The sequence below is a fragment of the Pseudomonas sp. G(2018) genome (assembly GCF_005502415.1).
Taxonomy (GTDB): domain Bacteria; phylum Pseudomonadota; class Gammaproteobacteria; order Pseudomonadales; family Pseudomonadaceae; genus Aquipseudomonas.
Genome location: NZ_SCOO01000009.1, coordinates 121,241 through 141,107 on the forward strand (window position 1 = coordinate 121,241; position 19,867 = coordinate 141,107).

17 protein-coding genes are annotated in these 19,867 nt (G+C 60.3%); 5 read left to right on the forward strand and 12 right to left on the reverse strand.

Annotation, left to right across the window (positions count from 1 at the left end; all coding sequences use genetic code 11):
- Nucleotides 1-63: 63 nt before the first annotated feature.
- A complete protein-coding gene (locus tag FFS64_RS12040) occupies nucleotides 64-1,386 on the reverse strand; it encodes an MFS transporter (protein ID WP_095194926.1) in 1,323 nt (440 codons plus the stop codon).
- Between the two features lie 193 nt (nucleotides 1,387-1,579).
- Between FFS64_RS12040 and FFS64_RS12045 the strand changes: the two genes are divergently transcribed.
- Together FFS64_RS12045 and FFS64_RS12050 are read left to right on the forward strand one after the other, a co-directional pair.
- Nucleotides 1,580-3,316 carry an IlvD/Edd family dehydratase gene (locus FFS64_RS12045; protein ID WP_011334608.1) on the forward strand — a complete coding sequence of 579 codons (1,737 nt, stop codon included), beginning with the start codon at nucleotides 1,580-1,582 and terminating at the stop codon, nucleotides 3,314-3,316.
- Nucleotides 3,317-3,503: 187 nt separating this feature from the next.
- Nucleotides 3,504-4,223, forward strand: coding sequence for a FadR/GntR family transcriptional regulator (locus FFS64_RS12050; RefSeq protein ID WP_170948679.1), 720 nt, complete (start codon nucleotides 3,504-3,506; stop codon nucleotides 4,221-4,223).
- A 90-nt stretch (nucleotides 4,224-4,313) separates the two neighbouring features.
- Here FFS64_RS12050 and FFS64_RS12055 read toward each other — a convergent pair whose 3' ends face one another.
- From FFS64_RS12055 to FFS64_RS12090, 8 genes are all read right to left on the reverse strand, one after another.
- On the reverse strand, nucleotides 4,314-6,698 hold the full coding sequence (locus FFS64_RS12055; RefSeq protein WP_137805565.1) for an RND family transporter: 2,385 nt from the start codon (nucleotides 6,696-6,698) through the stop codon (nucleotides 4,314-4,316).
- Nucleotides 6,699-6,726: 28 nt separating this feature from the next.
- Entirely contained in the window at nucleotides 6,727-7,779 is a 1,053-nt protein-coding gene (locus FFS64_RS12060) for a YCF48-related protein (protein WP_137805566.1), read from the reverse strand.
- Between the two features lie 384 nt (nucleotides 7,780-8,163).
- On the reverse strand, nucleotides 8,164-10,821 hold the full coding sequence (gene pepN / locus FFS64_RS12065) for an aminopeptidase N (RefSeq protein ID WP_137805567.1): 2,658 nt from the start codon (nucleotides 10,819-10,821) through the stop codon (nucleotides 8,164-8,166).
- A 10-nt stretch (nucleotides 10,822-10,831) separates the two neighbouring features.
- Nucleotides 10,832-11,662 (reverse strand): DUF2797 domain-containing protein, encoded by an 831-nt coding sequence (locus FFS64_RS12070; protein ID WP_137805568.1) that lies wholly within the window; start codon nucleotides 11,660-11,662, stop codon nucleotides 10,832-10,834.
- Nucleotides 11,659-11,919 (reverse strand): YeaC family protein, encoded by a 261-nt coding sequence (locus tag FFS64_RS12075; RefSeq protein WP_095194932.1) that lies wholly within the window; start codon nucleotides 11,917-11,919, stop codon nucleotides 11,659-11,661. The genes FFS64_RS12070 and FFS64_RS12075 overlap by 4 nt, the downstream gene beginning before the upstream one ends.
- 33 nt (nucleotides 11,920-11,952) lie before the next feature.
- Nucleotides 11,953-12,822 (reverse strand): rhomboid family intramembrane serine protease, encoded by an 870-nt coding sequence (locus FFS64_RS12080; RefSeq protein WP_095194933.1) that lies wholly within the window; start codon nucleotides 12,820-12,822, stop codon nucleotides 11,953-11,955.
- Between the two features lie 13 nt (nucleotides 12,823-12,835).
- Nucleotides 12,836-13,810 carry a metallophosphoesterase gene (locus FFS64_RS12085; protein WP_371917526.1) on the reverse strand — a complete coding sequence of 325 codons (975 nt, stop codon included), beginning with the start codon at nucleotides 13,808-13,810 and terminating at the stop codon, nucleotides 12,836-12,838.
- Complete coding sequence (locus tag FFS64_RS12090; RefSeq protein WP_034146463.1) at nucleotides 13,807-14,697, reverse strand: NAD(+) kinase; 891 nt, start codon at nucleotides 14,695-14,697, stop codon at nucleotides 13,807-13,809. The genes FFS64_RS12085 and FFS64_RS12090 overlap by 4 nt, the downstream gene beginning before the upstream one ends.
- A gap of 112 nt (nucleotides 14,698-14,809) precedes the next feature.
- On the opposite strand from FFS64_RS12090, the gene FFS64_RS12095 reads away from it, so the two are divergent.
- Nucleotides 14,810-15,760 (forward strand): DUF1853 family protein, encoded by a 951-nt coding sequence (locus tag FFS64_RS12095; protein WP_137805569.1) that lies wholly within the window; start codon nucleotides 14,810-14,812, stop codon nucleotides 15,758-15,760.
- Nucleotides 15,761-15,865: 105 nt separating this feature from the next.
- Here the strand turns inward: FFS64_RS12095 and FFS64_RS12100 are convergent, their stop codons facing one another.
- Complete coding sequence (locus FFS64_RS12100) at nucleotides 15,866-17,149, reverse strand: arsenic transporter (RefSeq protein ID WP_137805570.1); 1,284 nt, start codon at nucleotides 17,147-17,149, stop codon at nucleotides 15,866-15,868.
- 181 nt (nucleotides 17,150-17,330) lie between these two features.
- Nucleotides 17,331-17,891 (reverse strand): NADPH-dependent FMN reductase, encoded by a 561-nt coding sequence (locus tag FFS64_RS12105; RefSeq protein WP_137805571.1) that lies wholly within the window; start codon nucleotides 17,889-17,891, stop codon nucleotides 17,331-17,333.
- A gap of 182 nt (nucleotides 17,892-18,073) precedes the next feature.
- Between FFS64_RS12105 and FFS64_RS12110 the strand changes: the two genes are divergently transcribed.
- Both FFS64_RS12110 and FFS64_RS12115 read left to right on the forward strand, forming a co-directional pair.
- The gene (locus FFS64_RS12110) at nucleotides 18,074-18,298 is read left to right on the forward strand and encodes a hypothetical protein (protein WP_095194939.1); all 225 of its coding nucleotides are present in this window, start codon (nucleotides 18,074-18,076) and stop codon (nucleotides 18,296-18,298) included.
- Between the two features lie 88 nt (nucleotides 18,299-18,386).
- On the forward strand, nucleotides 18,387-19,280 hold the full coding sequence (locus FFS64_RS12115; RefSeq protein ID WP_137805572.1) for a LysR substrate-binding domain-containing protein: 894 nt from the start codon (nucleotides 18,387-18,389) through the stop codon (nucleotides 19,278-19,280).
- On the opposite strand, the gene FFS64_RS12120 is transcribed toward FFS64_RS12115, so the two are convergent.
- Nucleotides 19,246-19,860, reverse strand: a complete 615-nt coding sequence (locus FFS64_RS12120) for a GNAT family N-acetyltransferase (protein ID WP_137805573.1) — start codon at nucleotides 19,858-19,860, stop codon at nucleotides 19,246-19,248. The two genes, FFS64_RS12115 and FFS64_RS12120, sit on opposite strands and share 35 nt — an antisense overlap.
- Between the last annotated feature and the right edge of the window lie 7 nt (nucleotides 19,861-19,867).

Here is a 19,867-nt window from a genome sequence, read left to right on the forward strand (position 1 = left end):
TGAGCCGCCGTCATCGCGGGCAAGCCCGCTCCCCCTGGGTCAGTGGTAATTTCGTGTTTTGTGTCAGGTACGGGATGCGCCTCGGGCGCTGGCCGCAAACTCATCCGCCGGCAGTACGTGCTTGCGCTCCAACAGGCGGTACACCACGCCGGTCAGCACCAGGCCGAACAGCATCACGCAAGACAGGAAGTACAGGCCCGAGGCCAGGTTGCCGGTGTACTCCTTGAGCGCGCCGATCACGAACGGGCCGATGTAGCCGCCAAGGTTGCCCACCGAGTTGATCAGGGCAATCCCCGCCGCCGCACTGGCGCCGGCAAAAAACCGGCCGGGCAAGGTCCAGAACACCGCAGTGCAGGAAAACAGCGCAAACGCCACCAGGCACAACGCCGCCAGTTGCAGCACCGGCACCGACAGCCAGGCACTGAGGAACAGGCCCAGCGCGCCCAGCACATAAAGCACCGCCAGGTGGCCGTAGCGATCATTCAAACGGTCGGAACTGCGCGGAATGATCAGCAGGCCGATGATCCCGAAAATGTACGGCACCGAAGACACGAAGCCGGTCACCAGGTCGCTGCCGCCAAACTGCTTGATCAGGGTCGGCAGCCACAGGCCCAGGCCATAAATGCTCAGGGTCACCGGCAGGTAGAACAGCGCCAGCAACAGCACACGCTTGTCCTTGAGGGCGTGCAACGGGTTGCCATGACGGGTCTGGCCGTATTGCTCCAGGTCCTTTTTCAGCTCGCCGGCCAGCCAGTCTTTTTCAGCCTGATCCATCCACTTCACCTGTTGCGGACCGTCCGGCAGCCAGCGCAACGTCGGCCAGGTCAGCAGGATCGCCGGGGCGCCGATGACGATGAACAGCCACTGCCAGCCATGCAGCCCCAGCACGCCGTCCATGCCGAGCAAGCCACCGGACACCGGACCGGTGATCATCATCGCGATCGGTTGCGACAGGATGAACAGCCCGAGGATCTTGCCGCGATGGCGCACAGGGAACCATTGGGTGATGTAGTAGAGCACGCCCGGGAAAAACCCGGCCTCCGCCGCACCGAGCAGAAAGCGCATCAGATAGAAGCTGTTCGGTCCCTGGACGAAAGCCATGCCGATGGTGATGGCGCCCCAGGTGACCATGATCCGCGCGAACCAGCGCCGTGCGCCAAAGCGGTCAAGCATCAGGTTGCTGGGGATTTCCAGCAGGAAGTAGCCAATGAAGAACAGCCCCGCGCCCAGACCGTAAGCCGCGTCACCGAGGCCGATGTCGGCACCCATGTGCAATTTGGCGAACCCCACGGCGGAGCGATCCACATAGGCGATCAGGTACAGCAGGATCAGGAAGGGAATCAGTTTCAGCGTGATGCGACGGATAAGCCGCAGTTCCTGGCTCATGAGATCGGTCTCCGATTGTTGTTTTTATATAACCTCGGGGGACGCCTCTCACGGCAAACCGTCAGGGCCATCCCTCCGCTGAAAATGACTATATAGTAATACTAATTAACCAACAACACTTCCAAAGCTGTGAATTTGCGCTTATGTTACACCTCAGCTCGAACAATATAGTCATACAATAAGAGAGTCGATCATGTCTGATAAGAAACCCACCCTGCGCTCCGCCCAATGGTTTGGCACCGCCGACAAGAACGGCTTCATGTACCGCAGCTGGATGAAGAATCAGGGCATCGCCGACCATCAGTTCCACGGCAAGCCGATCATCGGCATCTGCAATACCTGGTCGGAACTGACCCCGTGCAACGCGCATTTCCGCCAGATCGCCGAGCACGTCAAACGCGGCGTGATCGAGGCCGGAGGCTTCCCGGTGGAATTCCCGGTGTTCTCCAATGGCGAATCCAACCTGCGCCCCACCGCCATGCTCACCCGCAACCTGGCAAGCATGGACGTCGAAGAGGCTATCCGTGGCAACCCGATCGACGGTGTGGTGCTGCTCACCGGTTGCGACAAAACCACCCCGGCCTTGCTGATGGGCGCGGCCAGTTGTGATGTGCCGGCCATCGTCGTCACCGGAGGGCCGATGCTCAACGGCAAGCACAAGGGCAAGGATATCGGTTCGGGCACCGTGGTCTGGCAGCTGAGCGAGCAGGTCAAGGCCGGCACCATCACCATCGATGACTTCCTGGCGGCCGAGGGCGGCATGTCCCGCTCGGCCGGTACATGCAACACCATGGGCACCGCCTCGACCATGGCCTGCATGGCCGAAGCACTGGGCACTTCCCTGCCCCACAACGCGGCAATTCCGGCGGTCGATGCGCGCCGCTATGTGTTGGCGCACATGTCCGGCATGCGTGCAGTGGAAATGGTTCGCGAAGACTTGAAACTGTCGAAGATCCTGACCAAGGAGGCCTTCGAGAACGCCATTCGCGTCAACGCCGCGATTGGCGGTTCGACCAATGCGGTCATTCACCTCAAAGCCATCGCCGGACGCATCGGCGTGGAACTGGATCTGGACGACTGGACCCGTATCGGTCGCGGCATGCCAACCATCGTCGACCTGCAACCGTCCGGGCGCTTCCTGATGGAAGAGTTCTACTACGCCGGCGGCCTGCCAGCGGTACTGCGCCGCCTCGGTGAAGCCAACCTGATCCCGAACCCCAACGCCTTGACCGTCAACGGCAAGTCGATTGGCGAGAACACCAAAGACGCCCCGATCTACGGTGAGGACGAAGTGATCCGCACCCTCGACAATCCGATCCGCGCCGACGGCGGCATCTGCGTGCTGCGCGGCAACCTGGCGCCGCTGGGTGCAGTGCTCAAGCCCTCGGCCGCAACACCGGAGCTGATGCAGCACCGTGGCCGCGCCGTAGTGTTCGAAAACTTCGACATGTACAAGGCGCGGATCAACGACCCGGAACTGGACGTTGACGCCAACTCGATCCTGGTGATGAAAAACTGCGGTCCGAAGGGTTATCCGGGCATGGCTGAAGTCGGCAATATGGGCCTGCCGGCCAAGCTGCTGGCCCAGGGCGTGACTGACATGGTGCGCATTTCCGATGCGCGCATGAGTGGTACGGCGTACGGCACCGTGGTCTTGCATGTCGCACCGGAAGCGGCGGCTGGCGGACCTTTGGCGGCGGTGAAGGAAGGCGACTGGATCGAGCTCGATTGCGCCAGTGGCCGCCTGCACCTGGACATCCCGGATGCCGAACTGGCGGCGCGCATGGCCGACCTGCAACCGCCACAACAGTTGTTGGTCGGTGGTTACCGTCAACTGTACATCGACCATGTGCTGCAGGCGGATCAGGGTTGCGACTTTGACTTCCTGGTTGGTTGCCGCGGGGCTGAGGTTCCCCGCCATTCCCATTAACACCGCCGCCCCTTTGTGGGAGCTAGCCTGCTAGCGATAGCGGTCTGTCAGTTGATATTCATGTTGACTGACACACCGCCATCGCCAGCAGGCTGGCTCCCACATTTGCTTTGAGCATCTGCCTCAAGATTGCGCCGTGCCTGTTATCATGCGCGGTACCCCATCGCACAGGACCGCGTCGCTCCCCATGGATTACCGCAAACCCTCCGACCGCAAAAGCATGCACTCGCGCATCGTCCAGGAACTGGGCATGCAAATCGTCTCCGGACGTTTCCTGCCGGACGACAAACTGCCCGCCGAAGCGTTGTTGTGCGAGGAATATGCCGTCAGCCGGCCGGTATTGCGCGAAGCCACGCGGGTGCTGGTCGCCAAGGGCCTGGTGTATTCCCGTCCACGGGTCGGCACCGTGGTCAAACCGCGCAAGGACTGGCACATGCTGGATCCGGATGTGCTGCACTGGCTGATGCAAAGCAGCCCCCAGAATGAGTTCTTCGACTTGCTCACCAGCGTGCGCAGCATCATCGAACCGGCGGCCGCGGCCCTTGCCGCGCAATTCGCCACCGACGCCGACATCGCGTCCATCGGCGAAGCCTACCAACGCATGGAGGCTGCGCCCACGCCGGAGGCCTTGCTACAACCGGACCTCGACTTCCACAGCCGCATCGCCGATGCGACCCACAACGATCTGCTGGCCAATCTGTGCAACATGCTCTCGGTGGCGATTGCCGAAGCGTTGAAGCATTCCAACCAGCGACCGAACCTGCATGAACTGGCGTTGCCACGGCACAAGGCGATTCTCACCGCGATTGAAAACCGCGATGCCTTGGGCGCCCGGCATGCGACGCTGGTGCAACTGGATGATGCGCGCAGTGCGCTGAATGTGGTTCTGGGCAGCGATCCTTCATAACCACTAAAGAACCCTGTGGGAGCGATGGAAACTCCAGGCATAAAAAAGCCGCAACCCTGAGGTTGCGGCTTTTGTGTTTCTGATCGTGGATCAGTGAGCAAACAGCGAGTTGCCCTTCTGCCCCGCCAGTTTCTCCGGCTTGATCAGGAACCGCGCCAGCGCCGGCAACAGCCACAGTGCGCCGAACATGTTCCACAGCAGCATGAAGGTCAGCATCAGCCCCATGTCGGCCTGGAACTTGATGGCCGAGAAGATCCAGGTGCACACGCCGATGGCCAGGCACAGACCGGTGAACAACACGGCTTTACCGGTGGACTTGAGCGTCTGGTAATACGCCTCTTGCAGCGGTAGCCCGGCACGCAGGAAGCTTTCCAGACGGCTGTAGATGTAGATTCCGTAGTCCACGCCAATCCCCACACCCAACGCCACCACCGGCAGGGTCGCGACCTTCACGCCGATACCCATGAAGGCCATCAGGGCGTTGCCGAGTACCGAGGTCAGCACCAGCGGCAGCACGATGCACAAGGTCGCCGCCCAGGAACGGAAAGTGATCATGCACATGACCGCCACGCAGATGTACACCAGAATCAGGATGGTCAACTCGGACTTCTTGATCACCTCGTTGGTGGCCGCCTCGATCCCGGCGTTACCGGCCGCGAGGATGAACTCCAGGCCGTCCTTGTTGTTTTCCTTGGCGAACTCTTGCACCGCGTGAACCGCGCGATCCAGGGTCTCGGCCTTGTGATCGTTGAGGAACACCAGTACCGGCGCCAGGGAGCAGCTGTTGTTGTACAGGCCATCGGCCCGGGCAATGGAGTTGTTCAGCACATCCGGGTTACGCGACAGGGTTTCCCATTTCAGGTTGCCTTCGTTCATGCCCTTGATCATCTGCTTGGACACGGTCACCAGGGAAATTGCCGACTGCACGCCCTCGGTGTTCTGCATCTTCCACATCAGCTCGTCAATCGGCGCCATCGCTTCATAGCGCGAGCAGCCTTCGGACTTGGTCTTGACCATCACCACCAGTACATCGGAGCTGGTGGAGTAGTTGCTGATGATGAAGTTGTTGTCCTTGTTGTAGCGCGAGTCCGGACGCAGCTCCGGCGCGCCTTGGTCGAGGTCGCCGATTTTCAGGTTCTGGCTGTACCAGAGGCCGCCGCCAAAGGCGATCAACGCCAACAGAATCGAGACCGGAGCGACTTTCGCACTGGCAAAGTTCGACAGCAGGCGCCAGAACGGATGCTCACGGGTCGCGTCTTTCTTGCTGCGATCCACGGCACGCTTGCTGATGCCGACGTAGGAAATCGCCACCGGCAGCAGGATCAGGTTGGTGAACACGATCACCGCCACGCCGATGGATGCGCCGATGGCCAGCTCACGGATCACGCCGATGTCGATGATCAGCAGCGTGATGAAACCCACGGCATCGGCAAGGATCGCGATCATCCCCGGCAGGAACAGTTGACGGAACGTCCGACGCGCCGCGGTCAAGGCGTTGTCCGCTTCACTGGATTGCAGGGCAATGCCGTTGATCTTCTGCACGCCGTGGGAAATACCGATGGCGAAGATCAGGAACGGCACCAGCATCGAGTACGGATCCAGGCCGAAACCGAAGAAGTGCATCAGGCCCAGCTGCCAGATAACCGCCACCAGCGTCGTACTCAACACCGCCACGGTGCTGCGCATGCAGTTGGTGAACCAGTAGAGCAGGATCAGGGTGATGACGAAGGCGACACCGAAGAACATCACCACCATCACCAGGCCATCGATCAGGTCGCCGACCTTCTTGGCGAAGCCGACGATGTGGATCTTGACGTTGGGGTTCTGCGTTTCGAACTTGTTGCGGATCTTGTCTTCAAGCTCGTGGGAGAACTTGCGATAATCCAGCGCCAGCAACTTGCCCTGGTCCTGCGGGTCCGGGTAGGACTCCAGCAGCGGGATATCGACGATGCTCGACTTGAAGTCATTGGCCACCAGCCGCCCGACCTGCCCGGACTTGAGTACGTTGTTGCGCAGCAGGTCGAGACTTTGCTGCGAACCGTTATAGCTCTGCGGGATCACTTCCCCACCGGCGAAGCCCTCCTCCGTCACCTCGGTCCAGCGCACGCTCGGACTCCACAGCGACTTGAGGCCGGAGCGGTCGACACCAGAGATGTAGAACACTTCGTCGTGGATCTGGCGCAGGGTCTCCATGTACTCCTTGGAGAAGATGTCGCCGTCGGTGGCTTCCACGGAGATCCGCACGGTGTTGCCCAGGTTCGCCAGATCGTTGCGATGCTCCATCATCTTTTGAATGAACGGATGCTCGAGCGGGATCATTTTTTCGAAGCTGGTGGACGGCCGGATCAGCGTCGCCTGCCAGAACAGGAAGATACTGACCAGCAGGCAGATCGTGATCACTGCCGGGCGGTTGTTGAAAATCAGGCGTTCAAGAAACGTCGCCTTGTCCTGATGATGAGTGCTCAAGGAAGTCATAGCCCCGCCTTCTTATTATTAACGTAGCTCATTTGCCCAGCTCCGCGCCGTTTGGCGAAGTGGCGCGAACGCCGCCTTGTCCACCCAGAATCAGATTGCCGTTTCCTGCACCGACCACCGAAGAGATGGAAATACGATCCCGGCGGTTGAAGACGCTGAAAGTCTGTCCGTCATCGCTGCTGCTGATCACCGAACCACCGTTGCCAACGATCACGATGGAACCATCGTCGAGCAGCGTGCCGCCGGACAGGCCGAACTCCAGGGCACCGCGTTCAGCCTCGAGCTCGACTTGCTCCCAGGTGCTGCCGAAATCCGTGGAACGGTAAAGATTGCCGCGCAGGCCATAGGCCAACAACGTATTGGGTTGTGCGGTGCCGATCACGCCGAACAACGAACCTTCGTACGGGCCTTCGAGCTTCTCCCAGGTCTGGCCCCAATCGGCGGAGCGGAACATGCTGCCCTGCTCGCCGACGATGAACAGCCCGGCGTCCTTGACGGCGGCAATGGCGTTGAGGTGGTACTGGTCTTCGTTGTCCAGGCGGTCGCTGACGTCTTCCCAGTTCTTTCCACCATCGGTGGTGGCCATCAACGCGCCGTAAGCGCCCACGGCAAAGCCGCTGTTGGCGTCCTGGAACCAGACGTCGAGCAGCGGCGATTCGCGTTTCAGATCTTCGAACTGCTTGGTCCAGGTGACGCCGCCGTCCTCGCTGGCGAGGATCTGCGCGTCATGACCGACGGCCCAGCCATGCTTGTCATCGACAAAGAACACCGAGGTCAACAGTTGCCGGGTCGGTACCTTGGCCTGGGTCCAGGTCGTACCCTGGTCATCGGAATACAGAATATGCCCGCGATCCCCGACCGCCACCAGACGCTTGCCTGCGTGCACGACATCGAGAACCAGGCTTTTGCTGGCCTTGGCCGATTCAACGGAATAAAAAACGTCGGATGCCGGCGCATCAGCCGCCAGCACAGGTGCCGACCACACGGCACAGCCCAACAGCGAGAGCGCTGTAGCCAGCAACGCGAATTTGCGTAAAGCCGGCGGGCGGCAAATACCCACACCCATGACAGGCTCACTCATAGACCTTCCCCCTTTATTATTGTTAGGTCATTCAACCTTTCAGGGCGCCGCAAGGGTGCGTATCGGGATGACCTGTTTCAGAGCATAGTCCTGAAACCCGCAATCCAGAGCCCCTTCGGAAGCTGGCTTATCCTATCGGTGTTTTTCGACGGCTGACAATCGACGGCACGTTATGTTTTGTTAACCGTGGGGGTATGGGGGCTTTCTGAATGATGGGGTATTGGGTGGGGTGATGGTGGTTGGCGGTTTGTCGGAGCGAGCACGCTCGCGAAGGACGTCAACAATAACGCGCCCTGCCTGAATGACCCTGTTACCCAAACGTTTTCGCGAGCAGGCTCGCTCCCACAGGATCCGGGTGAAACCTGTAGGAGAGAGATAACCCAATCAAGCCAGGCTCTTGCTGACCACCTCAAACACATCACTAGACAGTTGCCCCGAAGCCCGAATCCGCTCCAGTTCCCCTTTCATCAACGCCTGGCGAGCACCGTCATACTTGCGCCACCGCGTCAAAGGCGCTAACTGCCGAGAAGCGATCTGCGGATTGAACCCGTTCAGCTCGATCACCAGATCCGCCAAAAAGCGATACCCGGAACCATCCGCCGCATGGAAGTTGATCAGGTTCTGCCCGGCAAACGCACCGATCAGCGCCCGCACCTTGTTCGGATTCTTGATGTTGAACGCCGGATGCTCCATCAACTGACGAACCCGCTCCAGTCCACCCGGCAACACACTACCGGCCTGGACGCTGAACCACTGATCCATGACCAGCGGGTTGTCACTGAAGTGCGCGGCGAAGCTGGCCAGCGCCTTGGCTTTCTGCTCTTCGAACGGCGAGTTGACCAGCACGGCCAGTGCGGTCAAACGCTCGGTCATGTTGTCGCACGCATCGAACTGCTCCAGCGTCGCGGCCAGGACTTCCGGTTTGCCGCTAAGCATCAGGTACGACAGCGCAATGTTCTGCAACGCACGGCGGGCGAAGTGTTCAGCCTCGGCCACATACGGGGTTTGCTTGGACAGGTCGCGGTTGGCCTGATAACGCAGCCACAAGCCTTCGAACAGCGCGTCGGCCAGTTGCTTGCGGGCAAATTCGCGAGCGATGTGAATGGCTTCGACATCCGCCACGTCGCTGATTTCAGTCAGGTACGCTTCGCTTGGCAGCGAGAGCATTTCGGCGACCATCGCTTGATCCAGCGACTCATCGGACAGCACGGTGCGCAAGGCCGAAACCAGACGCTGATCGAGGACCAGCGCTTCGCCTTTTTGTTGCTGGGCGATCAGTTCTTGCAGCACCTGCACCGACAATTGCTGGCCGGCATCCCAGCGATTGAATCCGTCGCTGTCGTGCTGCATCAGGAACATCAGCTGATCGCGGTTGTACGGGAAGCTCAGTTTCACCGGCGCGGAGAAGCCGCGCAGCAACGACGGCAGTGGCTGTTCGGCGATGTCGACGAAGGTGAAGGTCTGTTCGGCTTCGGTCACCGAAATGACCCGAGAAGTACCTTGCGCCGGCGCTTCACCGGCAAGGCGCAGGGCAATTTCGGCGCCCTTGCTGTCCAGCAGGCCCAATTCAACCGGGATCACGAACGGCAGTTTTTCCACCTTGTCCGGGGTTTGCGGGCAGCTCTGGCGGAAAGTCAGGCTGTAGGTTTTCGCCACAGCATCGTAAGACTCGCTGACCGCAAGGCGTGGCGTACCGGCCTGGCTGTACCAGCGCTTGAATTGGCTCAGGTCGACACCATTGGCATCTTCCATGGCCTTGATGAAGTCATCGCAGGTTACGGCCTGGCCATCGTGGCGTTCGAAGTACAGGTCGCTGCCTTTACGGAAGCCTTCGGCGCCAAGCAAGGTGTGGATCATGCCGACCACTTCCGAACCCTTTTCGTACACGGTCAGGGTGTAGAAGTTGGAAATCTCGATGAAGCTGTCCGGACGTACCGCGTGGGCCATGGGGCCGGCATCTTCAGCAAACTGGTGGGTGCGCAGGTAGGCCACGTCCTGGATGCGCTTGACCGTGGCCGAGTTCATGTCGGCGGAGAAATGCGAATCGCGGAATACGGTGAAGCCTTCCTTGAGCGACAGCTGGAACCAGTCGCGGCAGGTCACGCGGTTGCCCGACCAGTTGTGGAAGTATTCGTGGGCCACGATGGCTTCGACCCGCTGGTGCGCGGCGTCGGTGGCGGTTTCGGCCTTCGCCAGCACGGCGCTGGAGTTGAAGATGTTGAGGCCCTTGTTCTCCATCGCACCCATGTTGAAGTCGTTGACCGCGACGATCATGAAGATGTCCAGGTCATACTCGCGACCGTAGACTTCTTCGTCCCAGCGCATGGATTTCTTCAGGCTGTTCATGGCGTGCTGGCATTTGTCGATATTTTCCGGCTCGACATAGATGCGCAGCGCCACGGTGCGCTCGGTCATGGTGGTGAAGGTGTCTTCGACACACCACAAATCACCGGCCACCAGCGCAAACAGGTACGCCGGTTTCTTGAACGGGTCTTCCCAGGTCGCCCAGTGCCGGCCGTCTTCGCCGGGACCGCTGGCGATCGGGTTGCCGTTGGACAGCAGCACCGGATAGCTGTGTTGCTCGGCAACCACGGTTGTCGTGAACGTACTCATCACGTCCGGACGGTCAAGGTAATAAGTGATCTTGCGGAAACCTTCGGCTTCGCACTGGGTGCAGAACATCGTGCCGGACTTGTACAGGCCTTCCAGCGCAGTGTTGGTTTCCGGGTGAATGCGCACGCTGGTGTCGACCGTGAACGTGGTGCTGGTCGGATGCAGCGTCAGATGGTTCTCGGTCAACTGGTAGTCGGCAGGCGTCAGTTCGCGGTCGGCCAGGGTCACCGACAGCAGGTCGAGTTGTTGACCGTCCAGCACCAGCGGCGGCAGGCCCGGGCCACGCTCGGGATTGCGGCGCATCACCAGTTGCGCATGGACCAGGCTGTGGTCCTCGAACAACTCGAAGGTCAGGTGTGTTTCGTCGATCAGGTACTCGGGCGCCTGATAGTCCTTGAGGTAGATCATCTTCGGTTGTTCGGTGCGCATGCTGGAATCCTTACTGATGCACGGCGAGCTGATAGGCCGTGTACTTACGAATGTTGATCACGCCGGTATCGAAAATCAGGTATTGCCCCTTGATCCCCAGCAGCGTGCCTTCGGCAATCGGGTTCTTGTCCAGGTTGAAGCTGACGATCTTGGCCGGGTATTGCTCCACCGGAAAACGGATTTCAAGCGGTTCGACATCGCTGATCGTCTGGATCGCCTGCAGGCCAAATCGTTCCTGCAATCCTTGCAGGCCTTCGGCGCAGCTGTCGAACAAGTGGTCGCGCACTCCGGCCAGATCCACCGAAACCGCATCGCCCTTGAGCAAGGCGCGCCAGTTGGTCTTGTCGGCGACCTGACTGCGGAACAGGTCTTCGACGAAACCGGATTGCTGGCGGGTCGCGACGCGCACGATCGGCAACGCCTGGCTGGCGCCCTGATCGATCCAGCGGGTTGGCAACTGGGTGGCGCGGGTAATCCCCACTTTCACCCCGGACGAATTCGACAGGTAGACAATGTGATCGGTCATGCAGAATGTCTGGCCCCACTCCGGCTCCCGGCAAGTACCGGCGTCGAAATGGCAGCGTTCCGGGCTCATGATGCACACGTCACACTGGGCCAGTTTGGTCATGCACGGGTAGCAGTAGCCCTGGCTGAAACTGGTTTTGGTCTTGCGTCCGCAATGGATGCAATGGATCGCACCCAAGTATTCCAGGCGCACCGTGGTGCCGATCAACGGATTGACCGGAACCTCGACGTCGCCCAGGCGAAATGCGTATTGCACGTTCGGCCCGTCCAGGCGCGCCGACATTTTACTGATTGCACCGCGGCCAATCTCGATCAATGGATGGCATCCGATTTGAACAGGATATTCGGCACTTCGATCGACTTCGACGCACATTCCTGCGGGCCCATGTAGCCAGTGCGCTCTTCCTCGGGCAGGTTCTGGATTTCCCAGGCGATCATCGCTTGCAGCGACAATTCGCGTTGCTCGGTGGTGAGCTTGCCACCGTCGGACCATTTACCGATTTCCACCGCCAGCTTCAGGCTCTGGTAGATGTCCGGGGTGATGTTCTTGATCATTTCGTTAAAAGAGGACATTGGGTCTCCGCGTTCTCTACTTACAAGACTGTTTCAGACGGCCAGTTTACGGCGGTTGTACAAACCGCCCAACAAACCAGTCAAGCATCCGACGAGCAACCCGCTGACATGGGCCGCGTTGGCGATTTCACCGAAGCCGATCATCGAGACCAGCCCCGACAGGCACAGCAGCAACCAGACCAGCATCATCACCAGTACCCCGCGAGGCAGGCGATAAGCGGCGTTCGGCGACAACAGCTGGAAAATCCAGCAGTGCCCGAGCAGGCCGTACAGCACCCCGGACAACCCGCCGAACAGGCTCGGGCCGCTGAAAAGAAATTGGGTGTAATTGGATACAAGGCTGAAGAGCAAGGTCAGGCCGATCAGGTTGACGCTGCCCTGGCGCGACTCGATGCGCCGTCCCAGCTCCCAGTACCACATGCCGTTCATCGCCAGGTGCAGGATGCCGAAGTGGATCAGCATCGGCGTGACCAGTCGCCACCACTGCCCCGCCGCCAGGCTGTCGGCCAAAGGCGTGAAGTGGATGTACTCGCCGACAATGCGGAAATCGAGGAAGGTCAGCCAGTGCATCGTATTCAGGTTGTCGCCCAGCATCGTCAGCGCGCCGACCAGCAGGCTCAACAGCAAGACCAGCGCAGTGGCTTTCGCGTAGCGGAGCTGCTCGACGAAACCCGGACGGCGAACGGTTTGTGCCACTGGAACATCCAGTTGCTGATCGGGATCGCCCTCTGGAAACCGCTCATACAAGGCGCGCACGTCTTCGCTGATGTTGTCCGGCACCCACAACACCTGCTCGCCCGCCTCTTCGCTGACCCGGTGCGGCACCTGCATGCGCTGCAACAATTTGACGAAACCGCTGAGGTCCACCGCCAGCGGCAGACGCAATACCGCCACAGCACTCATTGCGACCTCTCTTTCATTGCAAAACCTCTGGCCGCTCGACATCGACCCAGACAAATTTATGCGGATCGAGCCGTGTTTCCTGATCCAGCCGATAGGCGACCAGCTTGCCGTAGAGCACGGCGCTGTAATCCAGGCACGCCAGGTTCGGGCGGATCGGCGCGGGTTTGCCGCTGCGCCAGTAGTGGCCGACGAACAGCAACGGCTCGTCGATGCCGTAACGCAGCAGGTTGTTCTTTTCACTGGACGACAGCGGCGTTTGCGCCACCGGGTCGGGCAGCGCATCGGGCTGGAACACGATGTCGCCATAGGTCTGCGGGTCGTCCTCCCAGAATTTGGTGCGGAAGAACGATCGGGTCAGGCCATCGCCGCTGGTCATGGTCAGGCCATGGGGCAGGCGCATGTCGGTGCCGCGCAGCAGGCGGTCGAACACGGTGCAGGCGAAACTGCCCGGCATGGCCGACGCCTGCAGGAAGTGTTCATCGACGCACCCATCGGGAAACAGCGCCCGCAGCGGTTCGATCAGGCCGGCGTCCCAACAGGCATGCACCACCCGGAAGCGTCCGGCGTCGACGAACAGCGGCAGCTCATAGAACCATTGCTGGAAGTCATGCCAGTCACCCGGATGATGTTCGAACTGGGTCAGGGTTTCATTCAGCAATCGGGCGTGGCGCGGCGTGTGCTCACGGACGAACTGCTTGCCACTGCCGGGCAGTGCCGGCGTGACCCAGCCCAGGGCGTTGAATTCATGGTTGCCCATGATGCACAACGCCTGACCGGCCTCGACCATGTCGTGGACGATGTGCAGCGCCTCGCGAATCCGCGGGCCGCGGTCGATGATGTCGCCGACGAACACCGCCATGCGCGAAGGATGGCGCCAGACGCCACCTTGTTTGTGATAACCGAGCCGGTCGAGCAAATGCTCAAGGGTCAGAGCGCAACCGTGCACGTCACCGATCAGGTCGTAGCTACGCGCGGGATCGAGCATCAGTCGCCTCCACCACCCAACTTGCTGCCCCAGCCGAGCTTGGTCCGGCAGACTTCATAGTAGTTGTGGTCGAGCGGGTGGATCAGCCGCAACTTCTGGGCTTTCTTGCTGACGGTGATGGTGTCGCCGGGCGCACAGGTAAAGTGGTTCTGCCCGTCACACGAGACTTGCGGGTAAATCTGCATATCCTTGGACACGACGATTTTCAGCTCACTGTTGCCATCGACCACAATCGGTCTGCCCGACAAGGTATGGGGGTACATCGGCACAATTACAATGGCGTCGAGCTTGGGGTGCATGATCGGTCCACCCGCCGACAGCGCATAGGCGGTCGAACCGGTGGGCGTGGCGACGATCAGGCCGTCGGCCTTCTGGCTGCAGACGAACTGGCCGTCAATGTACAGCTCGAACTCGATCATCCGCGTCGATTTGCCGGGGTGCAGCACCACGTCGTTCAGCGCATCGCCCTGGCCGATGGCCTCGGCATGGCGACGGACTTCGGCCTGCAGCAGGAAGCGGTTTTCCACCAGGTAGTGGCCGTCGAGTACCTCGGCGACCTTGACTTCCAGCTCATCGGGACGGATATCGGTCAGGAAACCCAGGCTGCCCCGGTTAATCCCCAGCACCGGGATATTGTGTTTGGCCAGCGCCCGGGCGGCGCCGAGCAGGCTGCCGTCACCGCCGACCACAATCACCATGTCACACACTTCGCCGAGCATCTTGCGCGACGAGGTTTGCAGACCGTGCCCCGGCAGGACTTCGGCGATGGTGTCTTCGAGGATCACGTGCAGGTGACGATCGAGCAGAAACCGTTTCAGTCGGCGGACGGTATCGAGTACCTGCGAACTGCCGAGACGTCCGATGATGCCAATATTACGAAATTGCTCCATGGGGTCCCTAAGCTCTGCGACGGCGAAAAGCACGATTATGGGCGAAAGCTCGGGATAGACAAAATCCTTTCAGCGACAAGGGTGTACTCCTGTTTGAGGCTATGCTCGCAAGATGATCCTATTTCCAGATTTGTTGCAGTTACCCCACCGGTTGCACCACCCCGAAGTGCGCGACCTGGCGTGGGTCATCCTGGCGCCGCCGATGCTCGCCGACACGCCGTGGCCGCAGCGTCATCCGCTGGCCGGCAGCGACTGGGTACAGGCGCCGGATCGCCTGGAACACTGGCTGCGTCGACTGGACCAGGACAGCTACGGTTTGCTGCACTGGTTGTCCCAGGCCCGCACCCGGCGCCTGGGCCTGTACTACGAGCGTCTCTGGCAATTTGCCGTCGAACATGCACCAGGTATCGAACTGATTGCCGCCAACATGCCGATCCGCCGTGAAGGCCACACCCTGGGCGAGCTGGACATGCTGCTGCGCGATCGCGACGGCGTGCATCACCTGGAACTAGCGATCAAGCTCTATCTTGGCCCGCAGAATGGGGATGGACGCGACACCGCTCAGTGGCTCGGACCCGGATGCCACGATCGACTGGATCGCAAACTGACGCACCTGAGCCAGCATCAGCTACCGATTTCCGCCCGGCCGGAGAGCCGCGAAGTCCTGGCGGCGCTGGATATCCGGCAATTCAGCGCACATTTGTGGCTGGGCGGCTACTTGCTGTATCCATGGCCGGGCCCAGCGGTGCCTCCGGGCGGTGCACACCCACAGCATTTGCGCGGTCGCTGGCTGCATCAGAAGGATTGGCCCGAATTTATCGGGCAAAGCCCAACCGGTCGCTGGCAACCCCTGCCCCGCCATGCCTGGCTGGCGCCGGCGCATTACCCTGCCGAACAGACCTGGAGTAACGGGCAATTGCAGGCGTGGTTGAGTGAGTTGTCGCCCGTAGCACCGGCGCAGTTGTTGGTGCGGTTGACGGAAAATGCCAATGGCGACTGGGAAGAAGCCGAGCGGTTGTTTCTGGTGGCGGATCTTTGGCCTAACGTGCCGGGCCAGGGTTGATTTTTATGTAGTGATTGGTCTGGCCTCATCGCGGGCAAGCCCGCTCCCACAAGGATTAGTGTGATCCTGTGGGAGCGGGCTTGCCCGCGATGAGGCCGATTCGGTCTAGTGGGATAACCGCAAAGCCAAAGCCGCCAACGTCGCCAACAACACCGGCACCGTCAACACAATCCCGACCTTGAAGTAATACCCCCAGCCGATCCGGATACTCTTGCGCTCCAGCACATGCAACCACAACAGCGTCGCCAGGCTGCCGATCGGGGTGATTTTCGGTCCCAGGTCGCTACCGATGACGTTGGCGTAGATCATTGCCTCCTTCACCATCCCCGTCGCCTGACTGGCATCGATGGATAACAGGCCGATCAGCACCGTCGGCAAATTGTTCATGATCGAAGACAACAGCGCCGTCAGCACGCCGGTGCCCATGGCTGCGCCCCACACTCCGTATTCGGCGAAACCGTTCAGCCACCCCGCCAGGAACCCGGTGAGCCCGGCGTTACGCAGGCCGTAGACCACCAGGTACATGCCCAACGAGAAAATCACGATCTGCCACGGCGCTTCCTTCATCACTTTGCGCGTGGAGATCTTGTGGCCGCGGGCAGCGATGGCCAGCAACAGTGCGGCACACACTGCCGAAATCGCGCTGATCGGAATGCCCAGCGGCTCCAGCGCAAAACAGCCGAGCAACAGGATGGCCAGCACCGCCCATCCGGCATAAAACGTGGCTTTGTCGTGGATGGCGGACGCGGGATGCTCCAGTTGCTCAGGGTCATAATCCCGTGGAATGTCACGACGAAAAAACCACATCAGCATGGCAAGCGTCGCGGCAACGCTCACCAGGTTGACCGGGATCATCACCGCCGCGTAGCGATTGAAACCGATGTCGAAGAAGTCCGCGGAAACGATGTTCACCAGGTTCGACACCACCAGCGGCAGGCTCGCGGTATCGGCGATGAAACCGGCGCCCATGACAAACGCCAGGGTCGCCGCCGGGGAAAAACGCAACGCCAGGAGCATGGAGATCACGATGGGCGTGAGAATCAGCGCCGCGCCATCGTTGGCGAACAACGCCGAGACCAGCGCCCCGAGCAGCACCATGTAAGCGAACAACTTGCGCCCGTTGCCTCGCCCCCAGCGGGCCACATGCAGCGCTGCCCAGGCAAACAACCCGGCCTCGTCCAGCAACAGGCTGATAATGATCAGCGCGATAAAGGTGCCGGTGGCATTCCAGATGATCTGCCACACCACCGGGATGTCACCCAGGTGCACCACGCCGAAAATCAGCGCCAGCACCGCGCCGAACACCGCACTCCAGCCAACGCCGAGGCCTTTGGGTTGCCAGATCACCAAGGTAATGGTCAACAGGAAAATCAGTGACGCGACAAGCATTCAAGGCAGCCTTGGAACAAATGAGTAAACAGGATGACAGGCCACCCAACCGCCGTCACCTTCCGAAAAAAACAGAGCCTTAACTTGCTCGCGAAGACGGAGTGTCAGGCAAATCAACGTTGACTGACACGACGCCATCGCGAGCAATCGAGCATCGACCGGCTGCTCCTACACGGGGTTGTCAGGCTTTCTTGTGCTGTTCGACCCATTTCGCATAAGAGTCGATGAATTTTTGCAGAAACGGCCGGACCGACTCGGACGGATGGCCCGCCTCGTCGAACGCCGAGTCGGCGCCACCCAGATAAGATTCAGGTTGCTGCATCATCGGTACATTGAGAAACACCATGGACTGGCGCAAGTGATGGTTCGCCCCAAATCCGCCAATCGCACCCGGCGAAGCACTGAATACCGCACCCGGTTTGCCGCTCCAGGCACTCTTGCCGTAAGGGCGTGAACCCACGTCAATGGCGTTCTTCATTGGGGCTGGCACCGAGCGGTTGTATTCCGGGGTGACGAACAGCACTGCGTCGGATGAACTCACTTGTTGTCGGAAAGTGCTGTAGGCTGCCGGCGGTGAATCGCCGTCAATGTCCTCGTTGTAGAGCGGCAGATCGCCGATCTCGACAATATTCAGCTTCAGGTTGGCCGGCGCCAGTTCCGCCAGCGCGAGGGCAACCTTGCGGTTGATCGATGCTTTGCGCAGGCTGCCGACCACTACGGCGACGGTATAGACATTACTCATGGAAGACTCTCGATAGTCCGTGGGAGGAGCCAGTAGTTATAGATGATCAGGCGGCGGTTCAACCAGTGAACACAGGTATATCCACGTCCTGATTATTTTTTTTACGCAGGAAAACTTACCGTGCTCGGTGGCGGTCTACACAGCCGCAAATCAAGCGTTTTATCTCCAGAGGTTCTAAGCAGATGGCAGCAGTACTCGTCGGTCAGTTCCATGCAAGAGACGCGGAAGGCCGCATTTATTCCGTGCATGAGTTCCAGGACTCCACACCGTCGGCAGACGGCGCGCCTGTCACCACGTACAAACTGGCAATTGGCGATCGCGTCAACAAACTCGATGACAACGAGTTTCAGTTGGTGCAAACGGGCGTAACCCTGACCCGCGAACCGGAATCGATTGTCGCTTCATAACTTGGCGTTATGAGCAGAAGTCATATGCTTGGACTTGGGTTAGGATTCAGTCACTGACTCCTTCACCTGCTGAACATGGACTTCACGCATGCGTTTACGCCATATCGAAGTGATCCAGGCACTCCTGCAGACCGGTCACCTGGGCACCGCCGCCGAATGGCTGCAATTGCCGGTGACCGAGGTCGAGCGCATTTTGCGCGAGGCCGAGGATCAGTTGGGTTTCATGCTGTTCTCCAGCGTACGCGGGCGTTTGCAGGCCACCCGTGAAGCGCGGGAGCTGCAGGTGGAAATCGCCCACGTCTACGATGCGCTCGAACCCGTGCAGCGCCTGGCCAACAGCCTGCGGCAATACCTGGCCCCGCCGCTGCGCATCATCTGCACCCCGCCCCTGGCCCAGCAATTGTTGCCGCAGAGCATCGCGGCCCTGCGTCGACGCTTGCCCGACGCGCCCTGCACCCTCCTGAGCCAACCCACCCGCGACATCGTCAGAAGCCTGTTGCTGCGTGAAAGCGATCTGGGCCTGAGCCTGCATGATCCCGATCGCGCCGAGATTCATTGCCAGGCGATCGCCCAAGGCAAGCTGCAACTGCTCGCCCCCCACGGCTGGTTGCAACCGAAACAGAAGTACATTTCAGTGCAGGATCTGGCCGGGCAAGCAATGGTCGGTCTCGAAGGCCATGATCCACTCAGCCCGGCCCTGGAGCACAAGCTGCACGCCTTGCACCCGGCGCCGGTGATTCAGACCCGGGTCCAGACGCATCAGATGATGCGCAGCATGGTCGAGGCCGGAGAAGGTCTGGCGATCGTCGACCCCTTCACGGCCCTCGGCGCCAAATCCACCGGGCTCGACGCCTGTCCACTGGCACCCGCGGTGCCGGTCAGTGTCTACGCCCTGACGCTGAAAAACGGCGAACCCTCGCCGGCCGTTCAGGCTCTGTTGGACATCATCACGGAACAAGCCGCGGCGATGCTGGGGAGCTGATCGGGTTTTCCAGCGGGTTATCGAACATTCGATACCAGAACAGCGCCACCTCGGCGGTATTGGGGTCGATGCCCCGATAGCGCAAATGATCGATGCCGCCGATCACATAGCCGCAACGTTCATACAAGCGGCACGCGCCGAGGTTATTGTTCTGGGTTTCCAGCATGATGCCCGGCAGTTTCTTCTTGCGACTCCAGAACTGCGCCACGTCCAGCAATGCCTTGGCCACGCCGTGGCGTCGCGCCGGAGCATGCACCGCCAGTTCGTCGATATGGGCGAAACCATTCCAATTGGTACTGATCACCAAATGCCCCACCGGCTCGTCATCCAGGAAGGCCATGAAGATTGCACTGTCGGCGGCGTCACGAAAACTGCTGAATTCTTCAGGATCGATGCCATAGCATTTGCGATAAGGCGTAATCGGTGTGACCGACCATTCTTCCACCGACCGGCCTATTTCCGGTGCACCGTAGGCAGCCACTTCAAAACTGAAATCACTGCCCCAGATGTAGGCGGCAAAGCCGTCGTCGGCGACGCGCACCGACAACCCCGGGTGATTTGGATTCATGACAGGTTGCATACTCGGA

Excerpts from the sequence above, each read along its gene's own strand:
- FFS64_RS12045 (WP_011334608.1), top strand. The coding sequence starts at position 1,580 with ATGTCTGATAAGAAACCCACCCTGCGCTCCGCCCAATGGTTTGGCACC.
- FFS64_RS12050 (WP_170948679.1), top strand. The coding sequence starts at position 3,504 with ATGGATTACCGCAAACCCTCCGACCGCAAAAGCATGCACTCGCGCATC.
- FFS64_RS12040 (WP_095194926.1), bottom strand. The coding sequence starts at position 1,386 with ATGAGCCAGGAACTGCGGCTTATCCGTCGCATCACGCTGAAACTGATT.
- FFS64_RS12090 (WP_034146463.1), bottom strand. The coding sequence starts at position 14,697 with ATGGAGCAATTTCGTAATATTGGCATCATCGGACGTCTCGGCAGTTCG.
- FFS64_RS12110 (WP_095194939.1), top strand. The coding sequence starts at position 18,074 with ATGGCAGCAGTACTCGTCGGTCAGTTCCATGCAAGAGACGCGGAAGGC.
- FFS64_RS12105 (WP_137805571.1), bottom strand. The coding sequence starts at position 17,891 with ATGAGTAATGTCTATACCGTCGCCGTAGTGGTCGGCAGCCTGCGCAAA.
- FFS64_RS12100 (WP_137805570.1), bottom strand. The coding sequence starts at position 17,149 with ATGCTTGTCGCGTCACTGATTTTCCTGTTGACCATTACCTTGGTGATC.
- FFS64_RS12095 (WP_137805569.1), top strand. The coding sequence starts at position 14,810 with ATGATCCTATTTCCAGATTTGTTGCAGTTACCCCACCGGTTGCACCAC.
- FFS64_RS12060 (WP_137805566.1), bottom strand. The coding sequence starts at position 7,779 with ATGAGTGAGCCTGTCATGGGTGTGGGTATTTGCCGCCCGCCGGCTTTA.
- FFS64_RS12075 (WP_095194932.1), bottom strand. The coding sequence starts at position 11,919 with ATGTCCTCTTTTAACGAAATGATCAAGAACATCACCCCGGACATCTAC.
- pepN (WP_137805567.1), bottom strand. The coding sequence starts at position 10,821 with ATGCGCACCGAACAACCGAAGATGATCTACCTCAAGGACTATCAGGCG.
- FFS64_RS12115 (WP_137805572.1), top strand. The coding sequence starts at position 18,387 with ATGCGTTTACGCCATATCGAAGTGATCCAGGCACTCCTGCAGACCGGT.
- FFS64_RS12120 (WP_137805573.1), bottom strand. The coding sequence starts at position 19,860 with ATGCAACCTGTCATGAATCCAAATCACCCGGGGTTGTCGGTGCGCGTC.
- FFS64_RS12080 (WP_095194933.1), bottom strand. The coding sequence starts at position 12,822 with ATGAGTGCTGTGGCGGTATTGCGTCTGCCGCTGGCGGTGGACCTCAGC.
- FFS64_RS12055 (WP_137805565.1), bottom strand. The coding sequence starts at position 6,698 with ATGACTTCCTTGAGCACTCATCATCAGGACAAGGCGACGTTTCTTGAA.